17 protein-coding genes are annotated in these 18,352 nt (G+C 68.8%); 7 read left to right on the top strand and 10 right to left on the bottom strand.

Features of this window, described 5'->3' with window-relative positions; genetic code table 11:
• Positions 1-4: 4 nt before the first annotated feature.
• Entirely contained in the window at positions 5-3,340 is a 3,336-nt protein-coding gene (locus AB0F41_RS08835) for an error-prone DNA polymerase (RefSeq protein WP_357422185.1), read from the bottom strand.
• An 8-nt stretch (positions 3,341-3,348) separates the two neighbouring features.
• Positions 3,349-3,801 (bottom strand): hypothetical protein, encoded by a 453-nt coding sequence (locus AB0F41_RS08830; RefSeq protein ID WP_357422184.1) that lies wholly within the window; start codon positions 3,799-3,801, stop codon positions 3,349-3,351.
• A gap of 133 nt (positions 3,802-3,934) precedes the next feature.
• On the opposite strand from AB0F41_RS08830, the gene AB0F41_RS08825 reads away from it, so the two are divergent.
• Both AB0F41_RS08825 and AB0F41_RS08820 read left to right on the top strand, forming a co-directional pair.
• Entirely contained in the window at positions 3,935-4,954 is a 1,020-nt protein-coding gene (locus tag AB0F41_RS08825) for an SDR family NAD(P)-dependent oxidoreductase (RefSeq protein WP_357422183.1), read from the top strand.
• A gap of 120 nt (positions 4,955-5,074) precedes the next feature.
• Positions 5,075-5,632 (top strand): TetR family transcriptional regulator C-terminal domain-containing protein, encoded by a 558-nt coding sequence (locus AB0F41_RS08820; RefSeq protein ID WP_357422182.1) that lies wholly within the window; start codon positions 5,075-5,077, stop codon positions 5,630-5,632.
• A gap of 153 nt (positions 5,633-5,785) precedes the next feature.
• On the opposite strand, the gene AB0F41_RS08815 is transcribed toward AB0F41_RS08820, so the two are convergent.
• A complete protein-coding gene (locus AB0F41_RS08815) occupies positions 5,786-7,045 on the bottom strand; it encodes a serine hydrolase domain-containing protein (RefSeq protein WP_357422181.1) in 1,260 nt (419 codons plus the stop codon).
• A 184-nt stretch (positions 7,046-7,229) separates the two neighbouring features.
• On the opposite strand from AB0F41_RS08815, the gene AB0F41_RS08810 reads away from it, so the two are divergent.
• Positions 7,230-8,822, top strand: a complete 1,593-nt coding sequence (locus tag AB0F41_RS08810; RefSeq protein ID WP_357422239.1) for an MFS transporter — start codon at positions 7,230-7,232, stop codon at positions 8,820-8,822.
• Here the strand turns inward: AB0F41_RS08810 and AB0F41_RS08805 are convergent.
• On the bottom strand, positions 8,787-9,398 hold the full coding sequence (locus AB0F41_RS08805) for an SIS domain-containing protein (protein ID WP_357422180.1): 612 nt from the start codon (positions 9,396-9,398) through the stop codon (positions 8,787-8,789). The two genes, AB0F41_RS08810 and AB0F41_RS08805, sit on opposite strands and share 36 nt — an antisense overlap.
• Positions 9,395-10,117: a HypC/HybG/HupF family hydrogenase formation chaperone gene (locus tag AB0F41_RS08800; RefSeq protein WP_357422238.1), complete on the bottom strand. Its 723-nt coding sequence runs from the start codon at positions 10,115-10,117 to the stop codon at positions 9,395-9,397. Before AB0F41_RS08800 ends, AB0F41_RS08805 begins: the two co-directional genes overlap by 4 nt.
• A gap of 416 nt (positions 10,118-10,533) precedes the next feature.
• Between AB0F41_RS08800 and AB0F41_RS08795 the strand changes: the two genes are divergently transcribed.
• Positions 10,534-10,899, top strand: coding sequence for a VOC family protein (locus AB0F41_RS08795; RefSeq protein ID WP_357422179.1), 366 nt, complete (start codon positions 10,534-10,536; stop codon positions 10,897-10,899).
• 110 nt (positions 10,900-11,009) lie between these two features.
• Here the strand turns inward: AB0F41_RS08795 and AB0F41_RS08790 are convergent, their stop codons facing one another.
• On the bottom strand, positions 11,010-12,002 hold the full coding sequence (locus AB0F41_RS08790) for a sulfite exporter TauE/SafE family protein (RefSeq protein WP_357422178.1): 993 nt from the start codon (positions 12,000-12,002) through the stop codon (positions 11,010-11,012).
• Positions 12,003-12,223: 221 nt separating this feature from the next.
• Entirely contained in the window at positions 12,224-13,105 is an 882-nt protein-coding gene (locus AB0F41_RS08785; protein ID WP_357422177.1) for a polysaccharide deacetylase family protein, read from the bottom strand.
• A 55-nt stretch (positions 13,106-13,160) separates the two neighbouring features.
• Between AB0F41_RS08785 and AB0F41_RS08780 the strand changes: the two genes are divergently transcribed.
• Entirely contained in the window at positions 13,161-13,529 is a 369-nt protein-coding gene (locus tag AB0F41_RS08780) for a MerR family transcriptional regulator (RefSeq protein WP_357422176.1), read from the top strand.
• A 67-nt stretch (positions 13,530-13,596) separates the two neighbouring features.
• Here AB0F41_RS08780 and AB0F41_RS08775 read toward each other — a convergent pair whose 3' ends face one another.
• Positions 13,597-14,190 (bottom strand): DUF6069 family protein, encoded by a 594-nt coding sequence (locus AB0F41_RS08775; protein WP_357422175.1) that lies wholly within the window; start codon positions 14,188-14,190, stop codon positions 13,597-13,599.
• Positions 14,191-14,462: 272 nt separating this feature from the next.
• Here AB0F41_RS08775 and AB0F41_RS08770 point away from each other — a divergent pair, with 272 nt between their 5' ends.
• The gene (locus tag AB0F41_RS08770) at positions 14,463-15,824 is read left to right on the top strand and encodes a DUF1254 domain-containing protein (RefSeq protein ID WP_357422174.1); all 1,362 of its coding nucleotides are present in this window, start codon (positions 14,463-14,465) and stop codon (positions 15,822-15,824) included.
• A gap of 25 nt (positions 15,825-15,849) precedes the next feature.
• Here AB0F41_RS08770 and AB0F41_RS08765 read toward each other — a convergent pair whose 3' ends face one another.
• A complete protein-coding gene (locus AB0F41_RS08765; protein WP_357422173.1) occupies positions 15,850-16,473 on the bottom strand; it encodes a 2'-5' RNA ligase family protein in 624 nt (207 codons plus the stop codon).
• 96 nt (positions 16,474-16,569) lie between these two features.
• A complete protein-coding gene (locus AB0F41_RS08760) occupies positions 16,570-17,766 on the bottom strand; it encodes a helix-turn-helix transcriptional regulator (RefSeq protein WP_357422172.1) in 1,197 nt (398 codons plus the stop codon).
• A 182-nt stretch (positions 17,767-17,948) separates the two neighbouring features.
• Here AB0F41_RS08760 and AB0F41_RS08755 point away from each other — a divergent pair, with 182 nt between their 5' ends.
• Positions 17,949-18,281 (top strand): hypothetical protein, encoded by a 333-nt coding sequence (locus AB0F41_RS08755; protein ID WP_357422171.1) that lies wholly within the window; start codon positions 17,949-17,951, stop codon positions 18,279-18,281.
• Positions 18,282-18,352 lie beyond the last annotated feature (71 nt).

The following is an 18,352-nucleotide window of genomic DNA, read 5'->3' as shown; positions in this document are numbered from 1 at the left end:
TGCGTCAGCGGAAATCGCGGGACTTCGAGCCGATCCGCATATCGAGGCGGCGCAACTGTTCGGCGTAGACGCTCACCGCGCCCTCCGCGTTCTGCACCCGCCCGCGGATCAGCAGCGCCGAGGCCCCCTGGGCCGTGCGGCGGTAGCGTTTCCACAGTCCGGCCGAGCACACCACGTTCACCATGCCGGTCTCGTCCTCCAGGTTCAGGAAGGTCACCCCGCCCGCGGTGGCCGGGCGCTGCCGATGGGTGACCGCCCCGCCGACCAGCACCCGGGTGCCGTCGGGCACCGCGAGCAGTCCGGCGGCCGGGATCACCCCGAGCGCGTCCAGTCGCGGGCGCAGGAACTGGGTGGGGTAATTCGCCGGTGAGACCCCGGTGGCCCAGACATCGGCGGCGGCGTGTTCCAGATCGCTCATCCCGGGCAGGACGGGGGCGTCGGTCGAGGCGCCGGTGCCGGGCAGCCGGCCGGCGCGTTCCCCGGCGGCGGCGCCGGCCGCCCACAGTGCCTCCCGGCGTGAATGTCCCAGTCCGCCGAGGGCGCCGGCCGTCGCCAGGGCTTCCGCCTGCGGGACGGTCATCTCCACCCGCCCGGTGAGATCGAGGAACGAGGTGTAGGGCCCGCCGCGCTCGCGCGCCGCCACGATCTCCGCCGCGAGATCGTCGCCGATACCGCGGACCGCCGCCAGCCCCAGCCGCACCTCGGTTCCCCGCTGTTCCAGCGTGGCCTCGGCCGTACTGGCGTTGATATCCGGTCCGTGCACCACGACCCCGTGCCGGCGCGCGTCGGCGACCAGCGACTGCGGCGAGTAGAAACCCATCGGCTGCGCGCGCAGCAACCCGGCGCAGAAGGCCGCCGGATAGTGCAGTTTGAACCAGGCTGAGTAGAATACCAGGGCGGCGAAACTCTGCGAATGGCTCTCCGGGAAGCCGAAATTCGCGAAGGCTTTCAACTTCTCGTAGATGCGGTCGGCGAGCTCACCGGTGATTCCGTGCAGATCGCGCATGCCCTGGTACAGCCGGCCGCGCAGCCGTTCCATCTTCTCCGGGGAGCGTTTCGACCCCATCGCCCGCCGCAGCTGATCGGCTTCGGCGGCGGTGAATCCCGCGACGTCGACGGCCATCTGCATGAGCTGCTCCTGGAACAGCGGCACCCCGAGGGTGCGTTCCAGCGAATTCCGCAGCGCCTCGTGGTCGTAGCGGACTTCCTCGCGGCCGTTGCGCCGCCGGATGTAGGGGTGCACCGAGCCACCCTGGATCGGGCCGGGCCGGATCAGCGCCACTTCGACCACCAGATCGAAGAAGGTCCGTGGTTTGAGCCGCGGCAGGGTCGCCATCTGCGCCCGGGACTCCACCTGGAAGACGCCCACCGAATCGGCGCGCGAGAGCATGTCGTAGACAGCTGATTCGGTGAGGTCCAGGGTGTGCAGTGCGACCGTCTCGCCGATATGGTCGCGGACCAGGTCGATCATGTAGTGCAGGGCGGAGAGCATGCCCAGGCCCAGCAGATCGAATTTCACCAATCCGGCCGCGGCGCAATCGTCCTTGTCCCACTGCAGCACACTGCGCCCGGGCATCCGCGCCCATTCCACCGGGCAGACATCGGCGATGGGGCGGTCGCAGATCACCATGCCGCCGGAATGGATTCCCAGATGCCGTGGCAGTCCTTCGATATCGGCGGCCAGCGCCAGCACCGGTCCGGGGATATCGGTTCCGGTCTCCCTGCCGACCCCGGTCCAGCGGCTCACCTGTTTGCTCCACGCGTCCTGCTGGCCGGGCGCGTAACCGAGGGCGCGGGCGGCGTCGCGCACCGCGGATTTACCGCGATAGGTGATCACGTTCGCCACCTGCGCCGCGTTCTCGCGGCCGTACCGGCGGTAGACGTACTGGATCGCTTCCTCGCGGCGATCGGATTCGATATCGATATCGATATCGGGCGGCCCGTCCCGTTCCGGCGAGAGGAACCGTTCGAACAGCAGTTTGTTGGCGACCGGATCCACATTGGTGATGCCGATGGCGTAGCAGACCGCGGAGTTGGCGGCCGAACCCCGGCCCTGGCACAGGATGTCGTGCTCGCGGCAGAACCGCACGATATCGTGCACCACCAGGAAATATCCCGGGAAGCCGAGCCGGGCGACGATCCCGAGTTCGTGTTCGAGCTGCCGGTAGGCCCGCGGGTTCCGCGACGGCGGGCCGTAGCGGTCCGCGGCGCCGCGCAGGGTGAGTTCTCGCAGCCAGGTGTTCTCGTCGTGACCGGGGGGTACGTCGAACGGCGGCAGCCGCGGGGCGATCAGCCGGAGATCGAAGGCGCAGTCCCGCGCCAGCAGCACCGAATTCGGCACGGCGTCCGGGAATTCCGCGTACAACCGGGCCATCTCCGCACCCGAGCGCAGATGGGCGCCCCCGGTCGGCGCCAGCCAGCCGGCGATATCGTCGAGGCTGCGGCGGGACCGGATAGCGGCCAGGGCGGCCGCGCGACGGCCGCGGTCCGGGGTCGCGAAATGCGCCGCCGTGGTCGCCACCACGGGAACGCCGGCCCGGCCGGCTATCGCGGCCAGCGCGGTATTGCGCTCGTCGTCGTCCGGAAACCCGTAGCGGGTGAGTTCCACCGCCACCCGGTCGGCGCCGAACCGGTCGCATAATTCCCGCAACGCCGCTTCGGCCCGCTTCGGCGCCGTTCCCGCACGCAGATCCGCTTCCAGCGCGCGCCGCACCCGGCCCTTACGGCAGCCGGTGAGTATCTGCCAGTGCCCGCCGGCGGCCGCGGTGAGTGCGTCGAGGTCGTAGCGCAGGATCCCTTTCTCCCCGGCCGCCATATGCGCCGCGGCCAGCTGCCTGGACAGCCGCCGATACCCTTCCTGCCCGCGCGCCAGTACCAGTAGGTGTTCGCCGCCCGGATCAGGTTCACCGGTGCGGGGCGCCGAATCGGCACCCGCGCCCAGCACTGCGCCGGAAGCCGCGCCGAGGACCGAATCGGATTCCACGAGAGTGAGTTCGGCGCCGTAGACAGCGGGTATCCCGTGTTCGGCGGCGGCCTCGGCGAACCGCACCACACCGTAGTAGCCGTTGTGGTCGGTGAGCGCGATCGCCGACAACCCGAGCCGCGCCGCCTCGGCGACCATCTCCTCCGGCTGGGAGGCGCCGTCGAGGAAACTGAACGCCGAATGCGCGTGCAGTTCCGCGTACGGCACAACCGGACCCGCCGGTAGGGACTGCGACCCGGCCCGGTACTCCTCGCGGCGCTCGGTCCAGGCCGGGGCGTCACCGCCGTCGCCGGGATGCCGCCCGGACAGCACCCGCTCCATCTCCGCCCAACTGGGTGGACCGTCACTCCATCCCATACGCCCGCCTAGCAGGCCACCCGTTCGGTGGACTGGGCGTCCAGCAGGATCGCCACATGATCCACCCCGGAGCGGATCACCCGGCCGTAGGCGTCGTCGGCGAGCACGCTCGCGTGCCCGCGAGCCAGGGCCAGTTGCATCCGCGCCGCGTCGAAGTCGCCGACGAGCCGGTGGCTGTCGGCCAGGCTCAGATACAGCGACGGCAGGAAGCCCAGGAGCCCTTCGCCGAGCGGGGTACCGGGCACGAACGCCGAGTCGAGCGCCCGGGTGTCCCAGAGCAGCGCGTCCTCGGCGGTGTCCTGCACATCCGCCAGATGATGGGCGACCACGCTCCGGTACAGCGGTTCCCCGTCCGCACCGAGTTGGTCCCACAGCTGGTGCAGCGCCTGCCGCGCCGCATCCCGATTCACCCCACCGAGCCGCACCGCGGCATAGATATCCGCCATCCGATCGTCCGTCATGCGCTCAGTATCGCACATATGTTCGAATCTCGAGAGCGCGAATCGAACCTGTTTTCGAACACGTGATCCGCCCTGGCACAGTTTCTTACTTTGGAGTAAGTTCGGCGGCAAGACCGGCGTGAAGGGGCTGTTCATGAGCGAATCCGGAACCAAAGACCTCACCGGACGATATGTCCTCATCACCGGCGCCTCCTCCGGAATCGGACGGGTCGCGGCGCTGGCGGTGGCGAAGAAGGGCGCCGTTGTGCTCTTGCTCGCCCGCCGTGACGACGAACTGGACACCGTCGTCACGGAGATCCGCGCGGCCGGCGGGCGGGCCCACGGCTACCCCTGCGATATCACCGACGGCGCCGCGGTCGAGGCCACCCTGGGCAAGATCCTGAGCGAACACGGCCGGGTGGACATGCTGGTGAACAATGCCGGGCGCTCCATCCGCCGCGCCATCCACCGCTCCACCGACCGGCTGCACGATTACGAACGCACCATGGCGGTCAACTACTTCGGCGCGGTACGGCTCACCCTCGCCCTGCTCCCTCAGATGCGCGAACGCGGGTCCGGCCATATCGTCAACATCAGCAGCGCCGGTGTCCAGGTCGCCACGCCCCGCTATTCCGCCTACCTGGCGAGCAAGGCGGCGCTGGATAAGTTCACCGAGGTCGCGGCGGTGGAGACGATGGCCGACGGCGTCACTTTCACCACCATCCACCTGCCCCTGGTCCGCACACCCATGATCGCCCCGAGTGGTAACCAGGGCCGCGCCGAATCACCGGAATGGGCGGCCGCGACCATCGTGCGCGCACTCACCGAACGCCCCCGCCGCATCGACGTGCCGGTGGGCACCCTCGGCGAGTTCGGCGCCCTGTTCGCACCCCGCATCCGCGACCTGGTGCTGCACCGCTACTACCGGATGATCCCCGACTCCCCCGCCGCCCGCGGCGAACCGGCGACCGATCCGGCCGCGGCGTCCCGCCTCGAATTGGTCACCGACCGGCCGGAACAGGCCCCCGCTCCGGTTCCGGACCGATCCCCGGCCGATGGCGCCGGACGGCGCCGCGGGAATCCCCGGGCCGCCCGGCCGGTGCCTCGCGCGGTCCGCGGCACCGGCACCGTGCTGCGCCGTGCCGCCCGGCTGATCCCGGGCACCTATTGGTGACACCCGGTCTCACCGGCATCGCCCTCCCGGGCCGAGAATTCCGCGCCACCCGCCCGCTCCCGGCAACCCGCCGGACCGGGCTCCACCCGACCGCCCCGCGAACAGAAGGCCGCACCGACCGTGAGTGATGAGCAGGACGCCGTACTGGATGCCGTCTTCGATCTGGTCGTCGCGCACGGCATCACCGGAGCAACCATGCGGCGGGTGGCCGACCGGTCCGGTGTCGACGGAAAGACACTGCGCCGGAATTACGGCAGCCAGTACGGCCTGCTCATGACGGTGTCCAAAACGCTCGAACTCCGCCGGGACCGCCGGCTGGCCGCCGTCACCGCGGATCGCGATCTCCGCTCGGTGGCGGACCGGCGCGACTATCTCCGAGATGTGCTGCGCGCCTTGCTCGAACCCGCCGATCGTCGCGAACTCCTGGTGACCGCCGAGCTGATCACCGGCGCCCGGCTGGTGGACGGGCTGGCCGCCGAAGCGGAGGGCGCGAGCGCGGGTATCCACACGATCATCGCCACGGCGCTCGAACGGGTGGGTGTGACGGAGCTCGAACTCGAAACGCAACGACTCCTGGCGCTACTCGACGGCCTGACCATCCGGCTTGCCTACCCGCACGGCCCGGCCGGGGATACCGATTGCCTACTACGGCACCATATCGACACGCTGGTGTCCTGAACCCTCCGCTCGGCAGGCCGAGCGGTCCACCGGCTCGGCGGACCCCCGGCCCGTGAACTTCTCGAGCGGCGACCCCACAAGGCGCCCGGGTCCATCGAACCCCGGACAAACCCGAGTCGGTCCACTCGCCGGTCGCGCTGCGGCCGAACCGGTTCAGAGGTCGAAGACCCGATCGGCCGGCGCCAGCGGCGGGCAGGCCGCGGAGATCTGCTCGACCAGTTTCCAGGGACGCTCACCGTCCAGCGAAGACTTCCCGCTGGTCAGGATCGCGCCGCTCAGACCGCGTGCCGGATCGGCCCAGCCGTACTGCGTGGTGAACCCGCTGCGCCCGAAATGCGAGGCGGTATCGCGCCCGAACTTCGACCGGCGCCCGCCCAGTTCGTAGCCGGCCCGGCTCACCCGCCCGGCGACACCCGGCACCCGGCGCGCCGGCCGCACCGCTTCCCGCAGAGTTTCCGGCCGCATGATCCTGACCCCGTCCAATTCGCCTCCACGCGCGAGTATCTCGTAGAAGCGGGACAGTTCGGCCGCGGTCGTCACGAGATTCCCGGACGGCAGTTCGGCGGTGAGGAACGCCCGGTTGGAGTCATCCCGGTCCACCACGTCCGCGGCGAACCCGCCACCCAGTGCCTTACCCGCGACGAACGAGGCGACCCGCGAGGGCGGCGGGCCGGTTTTCACACTCGGCACCACGGCGTCCACGTCCTCCGGCCGCACACCCAGGTTCGTCCACCGGAAACCCAGCGGTTCCAGCACCCGTTCGGCGAGATGCTCCCGTATCCGTTTCCCGGTGGCCCGCTGCACCAGCAGTCGCTGGATCAGGCCGCTGGTCAGCGCGTGGTAGACGCGGAACCGGCCCGCCGGATAGGAGGGTCGCAGATCGGCGAGTCCGCGGATACAGAGTTCCTCGTCGAAGACGAGCCGGTGGCCCCGGTAGGGCTTGGTCACGAAGGGCACTCCGGCGGTGTGGTCGAGTACCTGGCCGATGGTGATCGCGGCCTTACCGTTGGCGGCGAATTCGGGAATGTAGGCGCTGACCGGGTCGGCGGCGGCGAAGGCGCCGTCTTCGATCAGCATCGACATCACCGCGGCGGAAACGCCTTTCGCGGTGGAGAATCCACAGAACGGCGTTTCGGTGGTCACCGGGACGCGCTCGGCGTCCGGCCCGTCCTGGGGCGCGTTGCCCCGGCCGTGCCCGATCGCCCGGTTCAGTACGACTCTGCCGTTGCGGCGCAGGCATACCTGGATGGCCGGAGTGGCGCCCACCCGGTACCACGCCCGCACCGATTCCCAGACGGATTCGAGTGCCGCCGGATCGACCCCGGCACCGGCCGGATCGTCCTCCGGGCCGACGCAGGTGATGTCGTCCAACTCGGCGGCGACCGGAACCAGGAGTGCGGTATCTGCCTTCACTCGCCCCAGCGTAGCCACGGACCGGTATTTCCGACGCGCCCGAACGAATCTCCCGGGCCGCGCCCCGCATCACCGCGATATCCGTGAAACACCAGGTCAAAAGGAGCTTCGACGGGCCATGACCCGGCCCCACCGAGCACCGTGACAGAGATCACCGTCCGGACAGGTCTCCGATTATGCTCTGATCAATGGGTCGGTAACCGTGTTTTCCACCCCTCGAGAGGTCGCCGTGACGACTGCGAGTACGAGCCTGTCCCGGTCTCATATCTGGCTCCTGACGCTCTCCTCGATGGCCGTCGCGCTGGTCATCGCGGCCATGGCCGCGCTGTATACCGCGCTCCCGGAGATCGCCGCGGACACCGGCGCCACCCAGCAGCAACTCACCTGGGTGGTCGACGGATACACCCTGGCGCTGGCCTGCCTGGTCCTGTTCTCCGGAGCACTCGGTGATCGCTACGGCCGCCGGATCATGATGGTGCTGGGCCTGGTGGTCTTCGCGGTCGCGTCCGCGATACCGCTGTTCCTGGAAGAGCCCGCGTGGATCATCGCCTCCCGCGCGGTCGCCGGGGTCGGCGCCGCCCTGGTGATGCCGTCCACCCTGTCGCTGCTCACCGGCGGGTTCCCACCGGAACGGCGCGGGGTGGCCGTCGGGCTGTGGGCCGGGGTGGTGAGCGGTGGCGCGGTACTGGGCATCCTGGGATCCGGCCTGCTGCTGCAGATCTGGTCCTGGCAGGCGATCTTCCTGGCCATGACGGTGGCGGGCGCGGTGTTCGCGGTGGCCGGTTGCACCGTCCCCGAATCCGTCGACGAACAGCGGCCGCCACTGGATTTCTGGGGTGGTATCACCGCCTCGACCGCGGTCGGTGCCGTCGTCGTCGCGGCCATCGAGGCGCCGATTCGCGGCTGGACCGATCCGCTGGTGCTGGGCCTGTTCGGCACCGGGATCGTCGCGGCCGTCGGATTCGCGGGGGTCGAACTGCGGGTGCCGCATCCCCTGCTGGACGTTCGGCTGTTCGCCGACCGCGGCTTCGGTAGCGGCTCGGTGAGTGTCGCGGTGCAGTTCCTCGTCGCGTTCGGTTACTTCCTGCTGTTCGTCCAGTTCATGCAGCTGATATTCGGCTATTCACCGCTGATGTCGGCGGTGGCGATGGCCCCGATGATCGCGCCGCTCATCGGTATATCGATATTCGCGCCGCGGCTGGCCGAGCGATTCGGCCTGCGCCTGCCGACCTTCGTGGGCCTGCTGTGCGTGGGCATCGCGCTGATCCTCGTCTCCCGCACCACAGTGGACAGCAGCTATATCGACGTGCTCTGGCCCCTGTTGATCCTCAGCACCGGCCTGGGTCTGTGCACCGCGCCGGCGACCGCGGCCATCATCAACGGCACACCGCCGGAGAAACACGGGGTGGCCTCCGCGGTCAACGACGCAGCCCGCGAGGTGGGCGCCGCCATCGGTATCGCGGTCTCCGGCAGCATCCTCGCCGTCGGCTACGCCGACCGGATCGCGCCCGCGCTGCCCGCCCTCCCCGAAGCCGCTCGCGGGCCGGTCGAGGATTCGCTGGCCGCCGCACTGGAGGTCACCGAGAAGGCGGGCCCGGCCGCCGCCCCGCTCGCCGATTTCGCCAAAGAGGCCTTCGTGCACGGTGCGCAGCAGGCCTCGCTCGCACTCGGCATCCTGACCGTGGTCATGGCCTTCGTCCTCGGGGCGTGGGCACCGGGCCGGATAACCGGCCGCACTTCCTCAGCCGGCGAAGCTCCCGTGCTGGTGGACCGATAGCCACAGCGCGTACCCGAGCAGGGCCTGCGCCTCCTGGATCCGGTGCACGCTGCCCGACCGGATAACGAAACACCGGTCGACGGCCGTATCGCGGGCGAGGGCGCCGCCCTCGTATCCGGCGAAACCGACCGTGTACATCCCGCACCGGCGCGCCTCCCGTAATCCGGTGAGCAGATCGGCCGAATTCCCGCTGGTGGACATTGCCACCGCGATATCGCCGGCCTGCCCGCGCGCCGCCAATTGCCGGGCGAACACCGATTCGAATCCGATGTCGTTACCCAGCGCGGTCAGGATCGTCTCGTCGGCCGACAGCGACCACGCCGGCAGTCCGATTCCGTCCGGCGGCCGGGCGAACAGCGCGGCCAGGGTGGCGGCGTCGGCGGCGCTACCGCCGTTGCCGAAGGTGAACAGCCGTCCACCCGCGGTGAATCGGCGCGCGAGTTCGCGGGCCGCCTCGGCCACCCGTTCGGCGTTGGCCGCGAGCGTCTCCGATCGCAACCCGGCGCTCTCCGCGGCCCGCGCCCGGGCACAGGCCGCCAACTCCCCCAGCAGCCTGCCGGCCTTGCCGCCGCTCATCGCTGTTCCTCCATACCGACGGCGCTCACCGCCATTCCCGCGTGCACGAGCACCAGATCGCCCACGTGCACCGGCTCGACAAAGGACGTGGCCACGGTTTCGGTGCCCGTGGCCGTCCGGACACGCGCTGTCCCGTCACCGAGCGGGGTCACCACTTCGCCGAGTTGTCCCAGATCCGGATGAACCGTTGCCGCACTCGGTGATTCCGCCTCGGGCCGCATGAGCGCGGGATGGTCGAAACACCGCACGGTGAGCTCCCACAGCACGTGATACAGCAGGACGAAATCACCCCGGGACGATATTCGCGGATCGGGATCGTCGAGCCACAGCAGGTGGTCGGCGGCGACCGCGCCGGGGTGCGGACCCGAACCTATCCAGATGGTGTGCACACCCCAGGCCGGTCCCCGGGTGACCAGCGAACGCACCTCGGCCTCATCGGATGCGGCGACCGCGAGGACGATATCGCCCGCCCGTGCCGAGACCCGCGCGGTATCGACGAGCGCCGGTCCGGTGAGCGCGGCGGCCGGCAGCGCGGGGGTTCCGGCGACCACCGGGTGCAGGAACTCCAGGGCGATGTGCTGGGCATGCGGTTCCCAGCGCGGCGCGACACACCACAGTGTGGCGCCCGCCGTGAACCATCGCGCCAGCGCCAGCGCGGCTCCGGCCAGGTCATCGGCCAGACCGGGATGGAACCCCCGGTCCGACCGGGACGGCGGTATCACGGCACCGCCCGGACCGTGGTGTCCGCCCGAGCCCGGACGGCGGCCGCCGCCGGGTTCTCGCCGGTCCGGCCCGCAATGCCCCTGCACATCTCAGCCCTCCTCTGGCGACCATCGTGACAGCCGAATCACCGTGGCGTATCAGTGTTTCCGGTTACGGCCGTGTCCAGCAGTATCGCCGGGTGACCGTCGCTCCGTTACCGATCGGCGGGACCCGGATCCCGCGATCGGATACGCACCCGCTCCCCCGCCCCGACGGCGCCGCGTCACACTACCGGCCCGGTCCGACACCATCGGACGAGCGCAGTCCGCCGACCTGCGCCGGATCCGGCGCGCAGGGACCACCTCACCCGGTTTACGGGCCTGCTCGGGCATCCTCATCTGAACCGCACCGAACGCGAAAGGTCACGCCACCCATGCCGACCCCGAACATGTTCATCGTGTACGTCACCGACGCGGCCGCCTCGGCGCGTTTCTACTCGGATCTGTTCGAGATGACCCCGGATTTCGAGTCACCGCGATTCATCACGTTCGACCTGGGCGGCGGTCTGAAACTCGCCCTGTGGAGCGGACACGCCGAAAAGCTGTCCGCCGCGGGGGCGCGCACCAGCGAACTCTGCCTGAACGTCCCGGACGGGCCGGACGCGATCGACCGTCGTTTCGACACCTGGGTCTCCCACGGTGTGGAGATCGTCCAGGACCCGCACGATGCCGTGTTCGGGCGCACTTTCGTGATCGCCGACCCGGACGGCAACCTCATCCGGGTCGCCCCCGTCGACTGAACCGGCCACGCACAGACGAGCGCCCGGTCGACCGGACTCTGCTGTCCGGGACCGGGCGCCGCTCCCTCATCCCCGGGCCGGCCACCGTAGCGGGGCACCGGGTACCGGTCTCATCGCACGGGCGTCGATTCCGGCGCGATACCGGACTCCTCCGCGGCGACCTCCGGGACCGCGGATTCGGTTCCGGTGGCCGGAGCGGCTCCGTCGGCATCCACGGCCGGCACGGTTTCCGCGGCCTTGGCGATCCGGGCCTTGTTCCACGCGTACAGGGTCAGGCCGACCGCGACCACGGCGATCAGCACATAGGCGATGGTCCGCGGTGCGCCCTCGATATCGAAGTACTTGAACAGGGTGCGCGCGTTCGTGAGCACCAGCAACCCACCGACACCGGTACCGAGCACGCCGGGAGTGATGCGGCTCACCAGCCACGCGGCGATCGGAGCGGCGATCACGCCACCGAGCGCCAGGCCCGCGATGATCAGCAGGTTGTCGAAGAAGTCCGAACCGAGGCCCAGCAGGAAGCCGACGCTGGCCGACGCGGACACGATGAACTCCGAGGCGCTCACCGAGCCGATGACCGTACGGGGCGCGCTGCGACCGGTGGTCAGCAGAGTGCTGGTGGTGACCGGGCCCCAGCCGCCGCCACCGCTGGCGTCGATGAAACCACCGAAGAGACCCAGCGGGGTCAGGAATTTCGCGGAATGAGCGGTCTTCTCCGAGGTCACGAATTCCACCGGCGGCCGGGACGAGAACCGGATCACCAGGAACACACCGATCGCGAGCAGGATGCCCGCGGTGACGGGCGCCGCCGATTCGGTCGAGATCCGCGACAGCACGGTCGCGCCGAGGAAGGCGCCGATACCGCCGGGCACACCGAGCCGCAGGACCATCTTCCAGTCGATATTGCCGAACTTCCAATGCGACGCCCCGGAGGCCAGGGTGGTGGCGACCTCGGCGAAGTGGACCGCCGCGCTGGCATGCGCGGCACCTGTCCCACTCAGCACCAGCAGCGTCGTCGCGGTGACGCCGAAGGCCATCCCGAGCGTGCCGTCGACGATCTGCGCGCCGATACCCACAAGGGTGAATACGAGTAATTTGATCATGACGGTGTGCTCCCGAACCTGGACCGGAGATCCGAGGTTACGACGTCTCCACCGCCGTGACACGGGTTGCGATCACCGTGAACCCAATCCCCGGACCGCACGGACCTCCAGGTCAGGACAGCGAAGATAAATCGTTCGGCGATATCCCCCACCCCTGGTAAGAGTGGTCGCATGCCCCGCCGCACCTCTCGCCGGATAATCCTGCGGGACCGCCCCACCGCTCAGCCGGGTACCCTGTCCGCCGCGGCCGCCGTCCGGGCGAAGTGATCGGCGATATCGTCGCTGGTGGTGAGCCAGACTCCCGGATGCCCGGCGATGTAGTCCAGGGCCCGGTCGAGGTATCCGGCCCGGAACGCCTGGCCGATGACGAACGGGTGCAGCGCCAGCGCCATCACCCGGCCGCTACCGGCCGAATCCTCGTACAAGCGGTCCAGCTGGTCGCGCACGATCCCGACGAAATCCGGTCCGGTGAGACCCGTCCCCAGGAAGAGCGTGTTGTCGTTCAACTCCACCGAGTACGGCACGCTCAGCAGGCCCGGAACGCGTAACCGGTAGGGCTGGTCATCGTTGGTCCAGTCGAGTACGTAGCCGAGACCGAGTTCGGCGAGCAACTCCGGCGTGCGCGGGCTTTCGCTCAGCGCCGGCCCCATCCACCCACGCGGGCGCGTGCCGGTGGCCTGCTCGATCGTGGTGATCACCTCGGTCAGATACGCACGCTCGTCGGCGGCCGCGACCTCCGGCTGGAGTATCGAATTGTTCTTCCCGTGCGCGAGCCAGGCCCAGTTCCGTTCCCGGCCCGCCTCGATGATCCGCGGATAGTGCCGTGCGACATCGGAATTGAGCAGCACACTGGCGCGGATGCCGTGCCGGTCCAGCGCGTCCAGCACCCGCCAGAACCCCACGCGCGGCCCGTAGTCGCGCCAGCCGTAGTTGAGCGGGTCGGGCACGAGCGCGGCGGTGCCCGGGAAGATACTGGTGGAGGGCCTGCCGAGTTCGTAGTGCTCGATATTGAGACCCACATAGAACGCCACCCGCGCGCCGCCCGGCCACTCGATGGGGTCGCGATCGACGATTGCGCTGTATTCGAAGAGTTCGTTGTCCATACCGCTATGCTCGAACCTTCACATCAATGTGAAGGTCAAGCGGCGAGGTCGGTGGATGAGAATCGGTGAACTGTCGGAGCGCACCGGCACCTCGCGGCGGTTGCTGCGCTACTACGAGGAGCAGGGCCTGATCGCCGCACGACGCTGCGCCAACGGCTACCGCGACTACGACGATCGCTTCGTGGACCGAGTGGTCCAGATCCGTGGGCTACTCGATGCCGGTCTGCCGACGCGGATCATCAAACAGATCCTGCCCTGCCTGGACACACCGCGCACCATCTACTTCCCGGACGCGACTCCGGAAATGCTCGCGACCCTCGAACAGGAGCGCGAGCGGATGGAGGACCGCATCCGCTGTATGGAGCACAACCGCCGCGCCATCACCGAATATCTCGCGGCGGTCCGCGCCTACGTCCCCGGCTGAGGCCGGACCGGCCGCCGGCAGCACGACGCCGCCGCCCCGCCGTGGCGGGCGGCGTGACCTGCCGGTCTCAGTACTGCTGCGGACGCCGGATGATCGCGCTGGCCCCGATCCCGCCCAGCAGCGACATGATGCACAGACCGGCGATCAGGTTGATCACGGCGGTGGCGATCTTGGCGTCCAGGCCGGCGACCAGGGTGAACGGCACCAGCGTCGCCAGCGCCGTGAGCAGCCCGGTGATCCAGTAGAAGAACTGCATCGGACTGGGCATCAGCGCCAGCAGCAGGTTCAGCAGACCGGTGGCCGCGATCGCGGCGGCACCGCCGGCGATCGCATACGAGGTGGTCGACACGGTGCCGTAGGCGCCCGCACCCTCCGGCGACAGCACCGAGATGTTCAGGATGCCGCGGACCAGCATGATCAGGACCACGATCACCAGCGCGACCACCGCGGCCGTACCGATCCCGCCCGCCCAGAGCCGCCCGAGATTGATCTTCGGCTCGTTGGACGGCTCCTGGTAGTCCCCCGGGTGCGCGTATTCCACCTGGTGGCCGTATTCCGGCTGCTGATGTGGCTGACCCGGCTGCTGGGGGTAGCCCTGCGTGCGCGGGTAGCCCTGGCGGTAGGGGTCTTGCCGACCGTAGTTGTGCGACGGTTCCGTCATACGCCGAAGGTACCCCGCATGAGCGACGACACCCACCCGAATCGGGCACGCATGTCGCCCACTGGGACTTGCCCCCTACCTCAGATCACCGAAAACACCGGGCCACCTGCGCCCACGCCTTCAGCGCCGCGGTCCGGCGGCCCGTCGAGCGCCCTTCCTTTCCCGTCCGGCGCATTCACCCCGCGCGGGTGATACGCAGGCGGGCGCCCGCGCCGTACGGTCGGCTGCCGGTACGACCGGACAGGTAGTGGACCGAGGCAGAGGAGCAGCCGATGACCACCGGTTTCGCGAATCCGAAGATGACCCCGGACTATGCCGCCGCCGTGGCGCGGCAGGCGTACCTGTGGGGCTGGCCCCTGGTGAACATGCACAACCGCCGGGTCTTCATGGAACAACTTCCCGAACCCGGCCTGCTGGCCGGGATCGTGCCCGCCGGTCCGCCCGGATCCCTCGGCATGCTGCGGGACTACATCCGCCCCGAGGAGCGGGTCGTCGCCTGCCCCAACCAGGACGTGGTCTACGGATTCGGGGTCCTCGATGCCGGCCGGGGGCCGTCGGTGGTGCAGGTCCCGGATTTCGGCGACCGGTTCTGGGTGTATCAGGTGGTCGACCAGCGCACCGATTCCTTCGTGCGAATCGGCAAGATGTACGACACCGCGCCCGGCTTCTACCTGCTCGCCCCCGAATCGTGGGACGGCGCGGTCCCCACCGGCATCACCGGCGTTTTCCGCTACGACACCCGGTCCGCCGTGGTGATCCCGCGCGTCTTTCTCGACGACACCGACCGGGATCGCGCCGCGGTGGCGCCCCTGGTCGACCGGATCTCCATGTATCCCCTCTCCGAGTTCGACGGCGAGGTCAAAGTCGTGGACTGGTCCGCGGCGCCCTCCTTCGGCGGCGGTAAGGCCACCGGCGCGCAGGGCGAAACCCAGTGGGTTGACCCGGAAACCTTCTTCACGGCCTTGGCCGAGGTACTCGAGGAGGTCCCGGCCCGCCCGGGTGAGGAAGCCCTCTACACCTGGTTCCGCTCCGTACTCACCGCTGCCGAGCACGACCCCGAGATCGCCGAAGTAATCCGGCAGACCGCCGTCGACACCGACCATGGGGTCGGTGAGCTGTTCCAGTTCCGCAATATCGGCATCCCGGTGGCCGGGAACTGGACCACGCAACGCAACGGCGCCGAATTCGGCAACGACTACCTGTCCCGCACGGCGATCGGCAAATCCAACATCTTCGTCAACACCCCCAACGAAACCGTCTACTACTACCAGGATCTCGACGACATCGGCGCACGCCTGCACGGCTCCCACACCTATTCGGTGCGCTTCCCCGCGGGGCAACTACCGCCGGTCAAGGGATTCTGGTCGCTGACGGTCTACAACAAACACCATTTCTTCCACCCCAACGAACTCGACCGCTACTCCCTGGGCACCAAGAACCAGGACCTCAACTACGGCGACGACGGCTCCCTCACCCTCACCGTGGGCGGGGCGGGGCCCAGCGAACCGAAACTCCTGACGAACTGGATCCCGGCCCCCAACGACGAATTCTCCCTCTTCCTCCGCGCCTACTGGCCCGACGAAACCATCCTCGACGGCACCTGGACCCCACCCGCAGCAACCGTCCAGGACTGATCACCGCATTTGCAGGCCGTGCCTCTCAGCGCGCGCTTTGCGAACGACAGGCGGTACCGAGCCGTAAGCGCGCGACCGTATTCCACCGGTAGCTGTGTCCATATCGTTCGAGCGCGACCATGACAGCTTCCGACACAGCTATCTCCACACTGTCCAGAGGAGTACCGATTCCTTCTGCGGTGGTGGCAGCTAACGTCTCCAGCCCTTCGTATTTCGGGTAGGCGATCGTCACGTGCGGCGCGGTCGGTGAATCCTTGACGGCCGCGTCCGGCAACACCGATCGAGTCGCCGTCCGCAGCAGATCGCGAAGGGCATAAATCCTCTCGGCAGGCTCCAGGACGAACCCGATCGCGCCACGCAGATTGGTTACGCACCCGATCGTCGTGGTGAACGAAGCGAGCTGATGCAGAACCGGCCGGGCGGCATCGACAATCGCCGCCCGCTGCCCAGGAGTACTCGCGCCGACTCGCGCGATCCTGTCGACAGTAAGATGCAGGCCACCGATTGGAGTGGGCTCGAAGTACACCGGATCGATGTGCTGCTGACAAGCTTCGGCGCGAGCAAGGAAGGTCGTCTTGTCCTCGAAGGTCAAGAACCAGTAGTGGCCGAGCGGACCGGCCCGCACTTCCCGCGATAGGAAGTCATCCATGTTGTACGCCTGACATCGCCGCGCTTTCGAGCAGGTCTCCGAGTGCTCGCAACTCGGGTCCATCACCCCACCGGACGAGCCGACGAACCGGCCGCGTCACATACCTACCTGCTTCGGAGGGGCATCATCCAGCTCTTCGCCGAGGGCGGCGACGGCTTGGTTACCGGGCCATTTCACCGCCATCTGCCGCTGTAGATCTCGAATGAACCCCGGCAATCTGGAACCGGGGGTCGTCATCGCGACCCGAAGTGCCCGCCGGGCCCGGTCACTCGCCGCTTCGGGTTCACCCGCCGCGGCCAGCGCACACGCGAATTCAGCGACGTACCAGGTCGCCCATTCGGAGCCGAGCAGGCCGGAGTCGAAACCGGCCAGGCCGCGGTCCAGCCACACCACTGCCTTGTCCCACTGGCGAGCCAGCCGGTAGGCCATCCCCCGCTGGATCTCGATCAACGCATCGGAGTAGAAGTACTGGGCGTCCGGTCGATCGGCACCGCGTGCGATCAGCTCAGCGGCCGTGTCGAGCTTCACTTCCATACCGTCCACGTCGCCCTCGATTCCCAGGCCACGGCCCTCCTGCTGAACGGCGAGCGCGAGAACGGTCGGGTTCAGGGCCCCCGCATCGCGTTGCGCAGCGCGGGACAAACCGATCATCGAACCGATATCCCCGGCCATCCACGCGACATGCCCCCGCATCGCGAGCGCGGTCGAGAGCATATTCGGATCGCCGCTCTCGGTCGCCAGTTCCAGCGCCACCCGGTAGTGCTGGATAGCCGCGGCATGGTGGCCGAGGCTCGCATGGAGCCAGCCGGCGAACTGCTGCCATCCGGCCGCGGCATCGACGATATCCGCGCGAGACACCCCTCTTGCCTCAACAGCCAGCGCGGCGGCGATGCGAGCCTGTCGCTCCCCCAGCGCCAGCACCAGCTGGGAACCCACTCGATCCTCGAGCCTGCGACTCTCGGCCAGCAGCTCCGAAAGTTCGCCCGCCAGAGCTATGTCGATATAGCGCCGTTCTGTCAGTGCGACGGACTCCCGCAACTGCAACCGGGTCGCCCGGTCGGACTCCGGCGAGACGGGCACAAGGCTTTCGTACAACGAGCCGAGCGAGCCGCCGGAGGACAATGCCCGATCCATCGCCTCGACGAGCTCGAACGGCGGTTTGCGGCGAGCGTTCTCGAACCGGGACAGCGCACCGGCGTCGTAGTGCAGCTCCCGGGCCAGCCCGCGCACCGACAGTCCCGCGCGCAACCGCAGCCGCCGCAGCTCGGTCCCGAATGCCTTCCACTCGTCCATGCCCCTCCACCACCTGCGTTGCAGTACCGCCGAACCCTCCCGGCCACACGGTGGCCACAACGCAACACTATCGCGAATTACCAGGTCACGACACGCTTCTCGGTATGCACCCGGTATCGGGGTGAAGGCGTTCGGCCCCTCGATACCGGGTGTAGCCATGAGTACAAGGAGGAGGGTTGGTTGTGCCGGACCCAGGAAGCGCCGAGGCGCACGAATTCACACGGCGGACGGTCGCACTGTTGCACACCGAGCACGACCCATCGGTGTTCGAGTCGCTGGTGCGGTATCACGGACTGCGCGTCGCCCACACCATCAGAACGGATACGCGAGCGGTACTCGCAGCGCTGATCGCGGTTCAGTACGCGCTGGAGTACGCCGCGGACGCCGTTGCCGTCCCCCATCTCGGCATGCTGGAGCCGGATACGCCGTGGTGGGTCGTCACCGAAGTGGCCGACCTGATCACGGCCACGCAGGTGTATCGGTGGGGCTCCGCGACCACTGGGCGGCGGCCGTGATCTGGAGTCCTGATCTGGCCGCGCTTGCGATCATCGGAATCGGCTTGTTCGTATTGGCCCTGATACTGCCC

It is taken from the genome of Nocardia sp. NPDC024068, assembly GCF_040638875.1.
Taxonomy (GTDB): Bacteria; Actinomycetota; Actinomycetes; order Mycobacteriales; family Mycobacteriaceae; genus Nocardia.
Note: the sequence above shows the minus strand (reverse complement) of the source record. Positions and strands in the feature narration are given on the sequence as shown.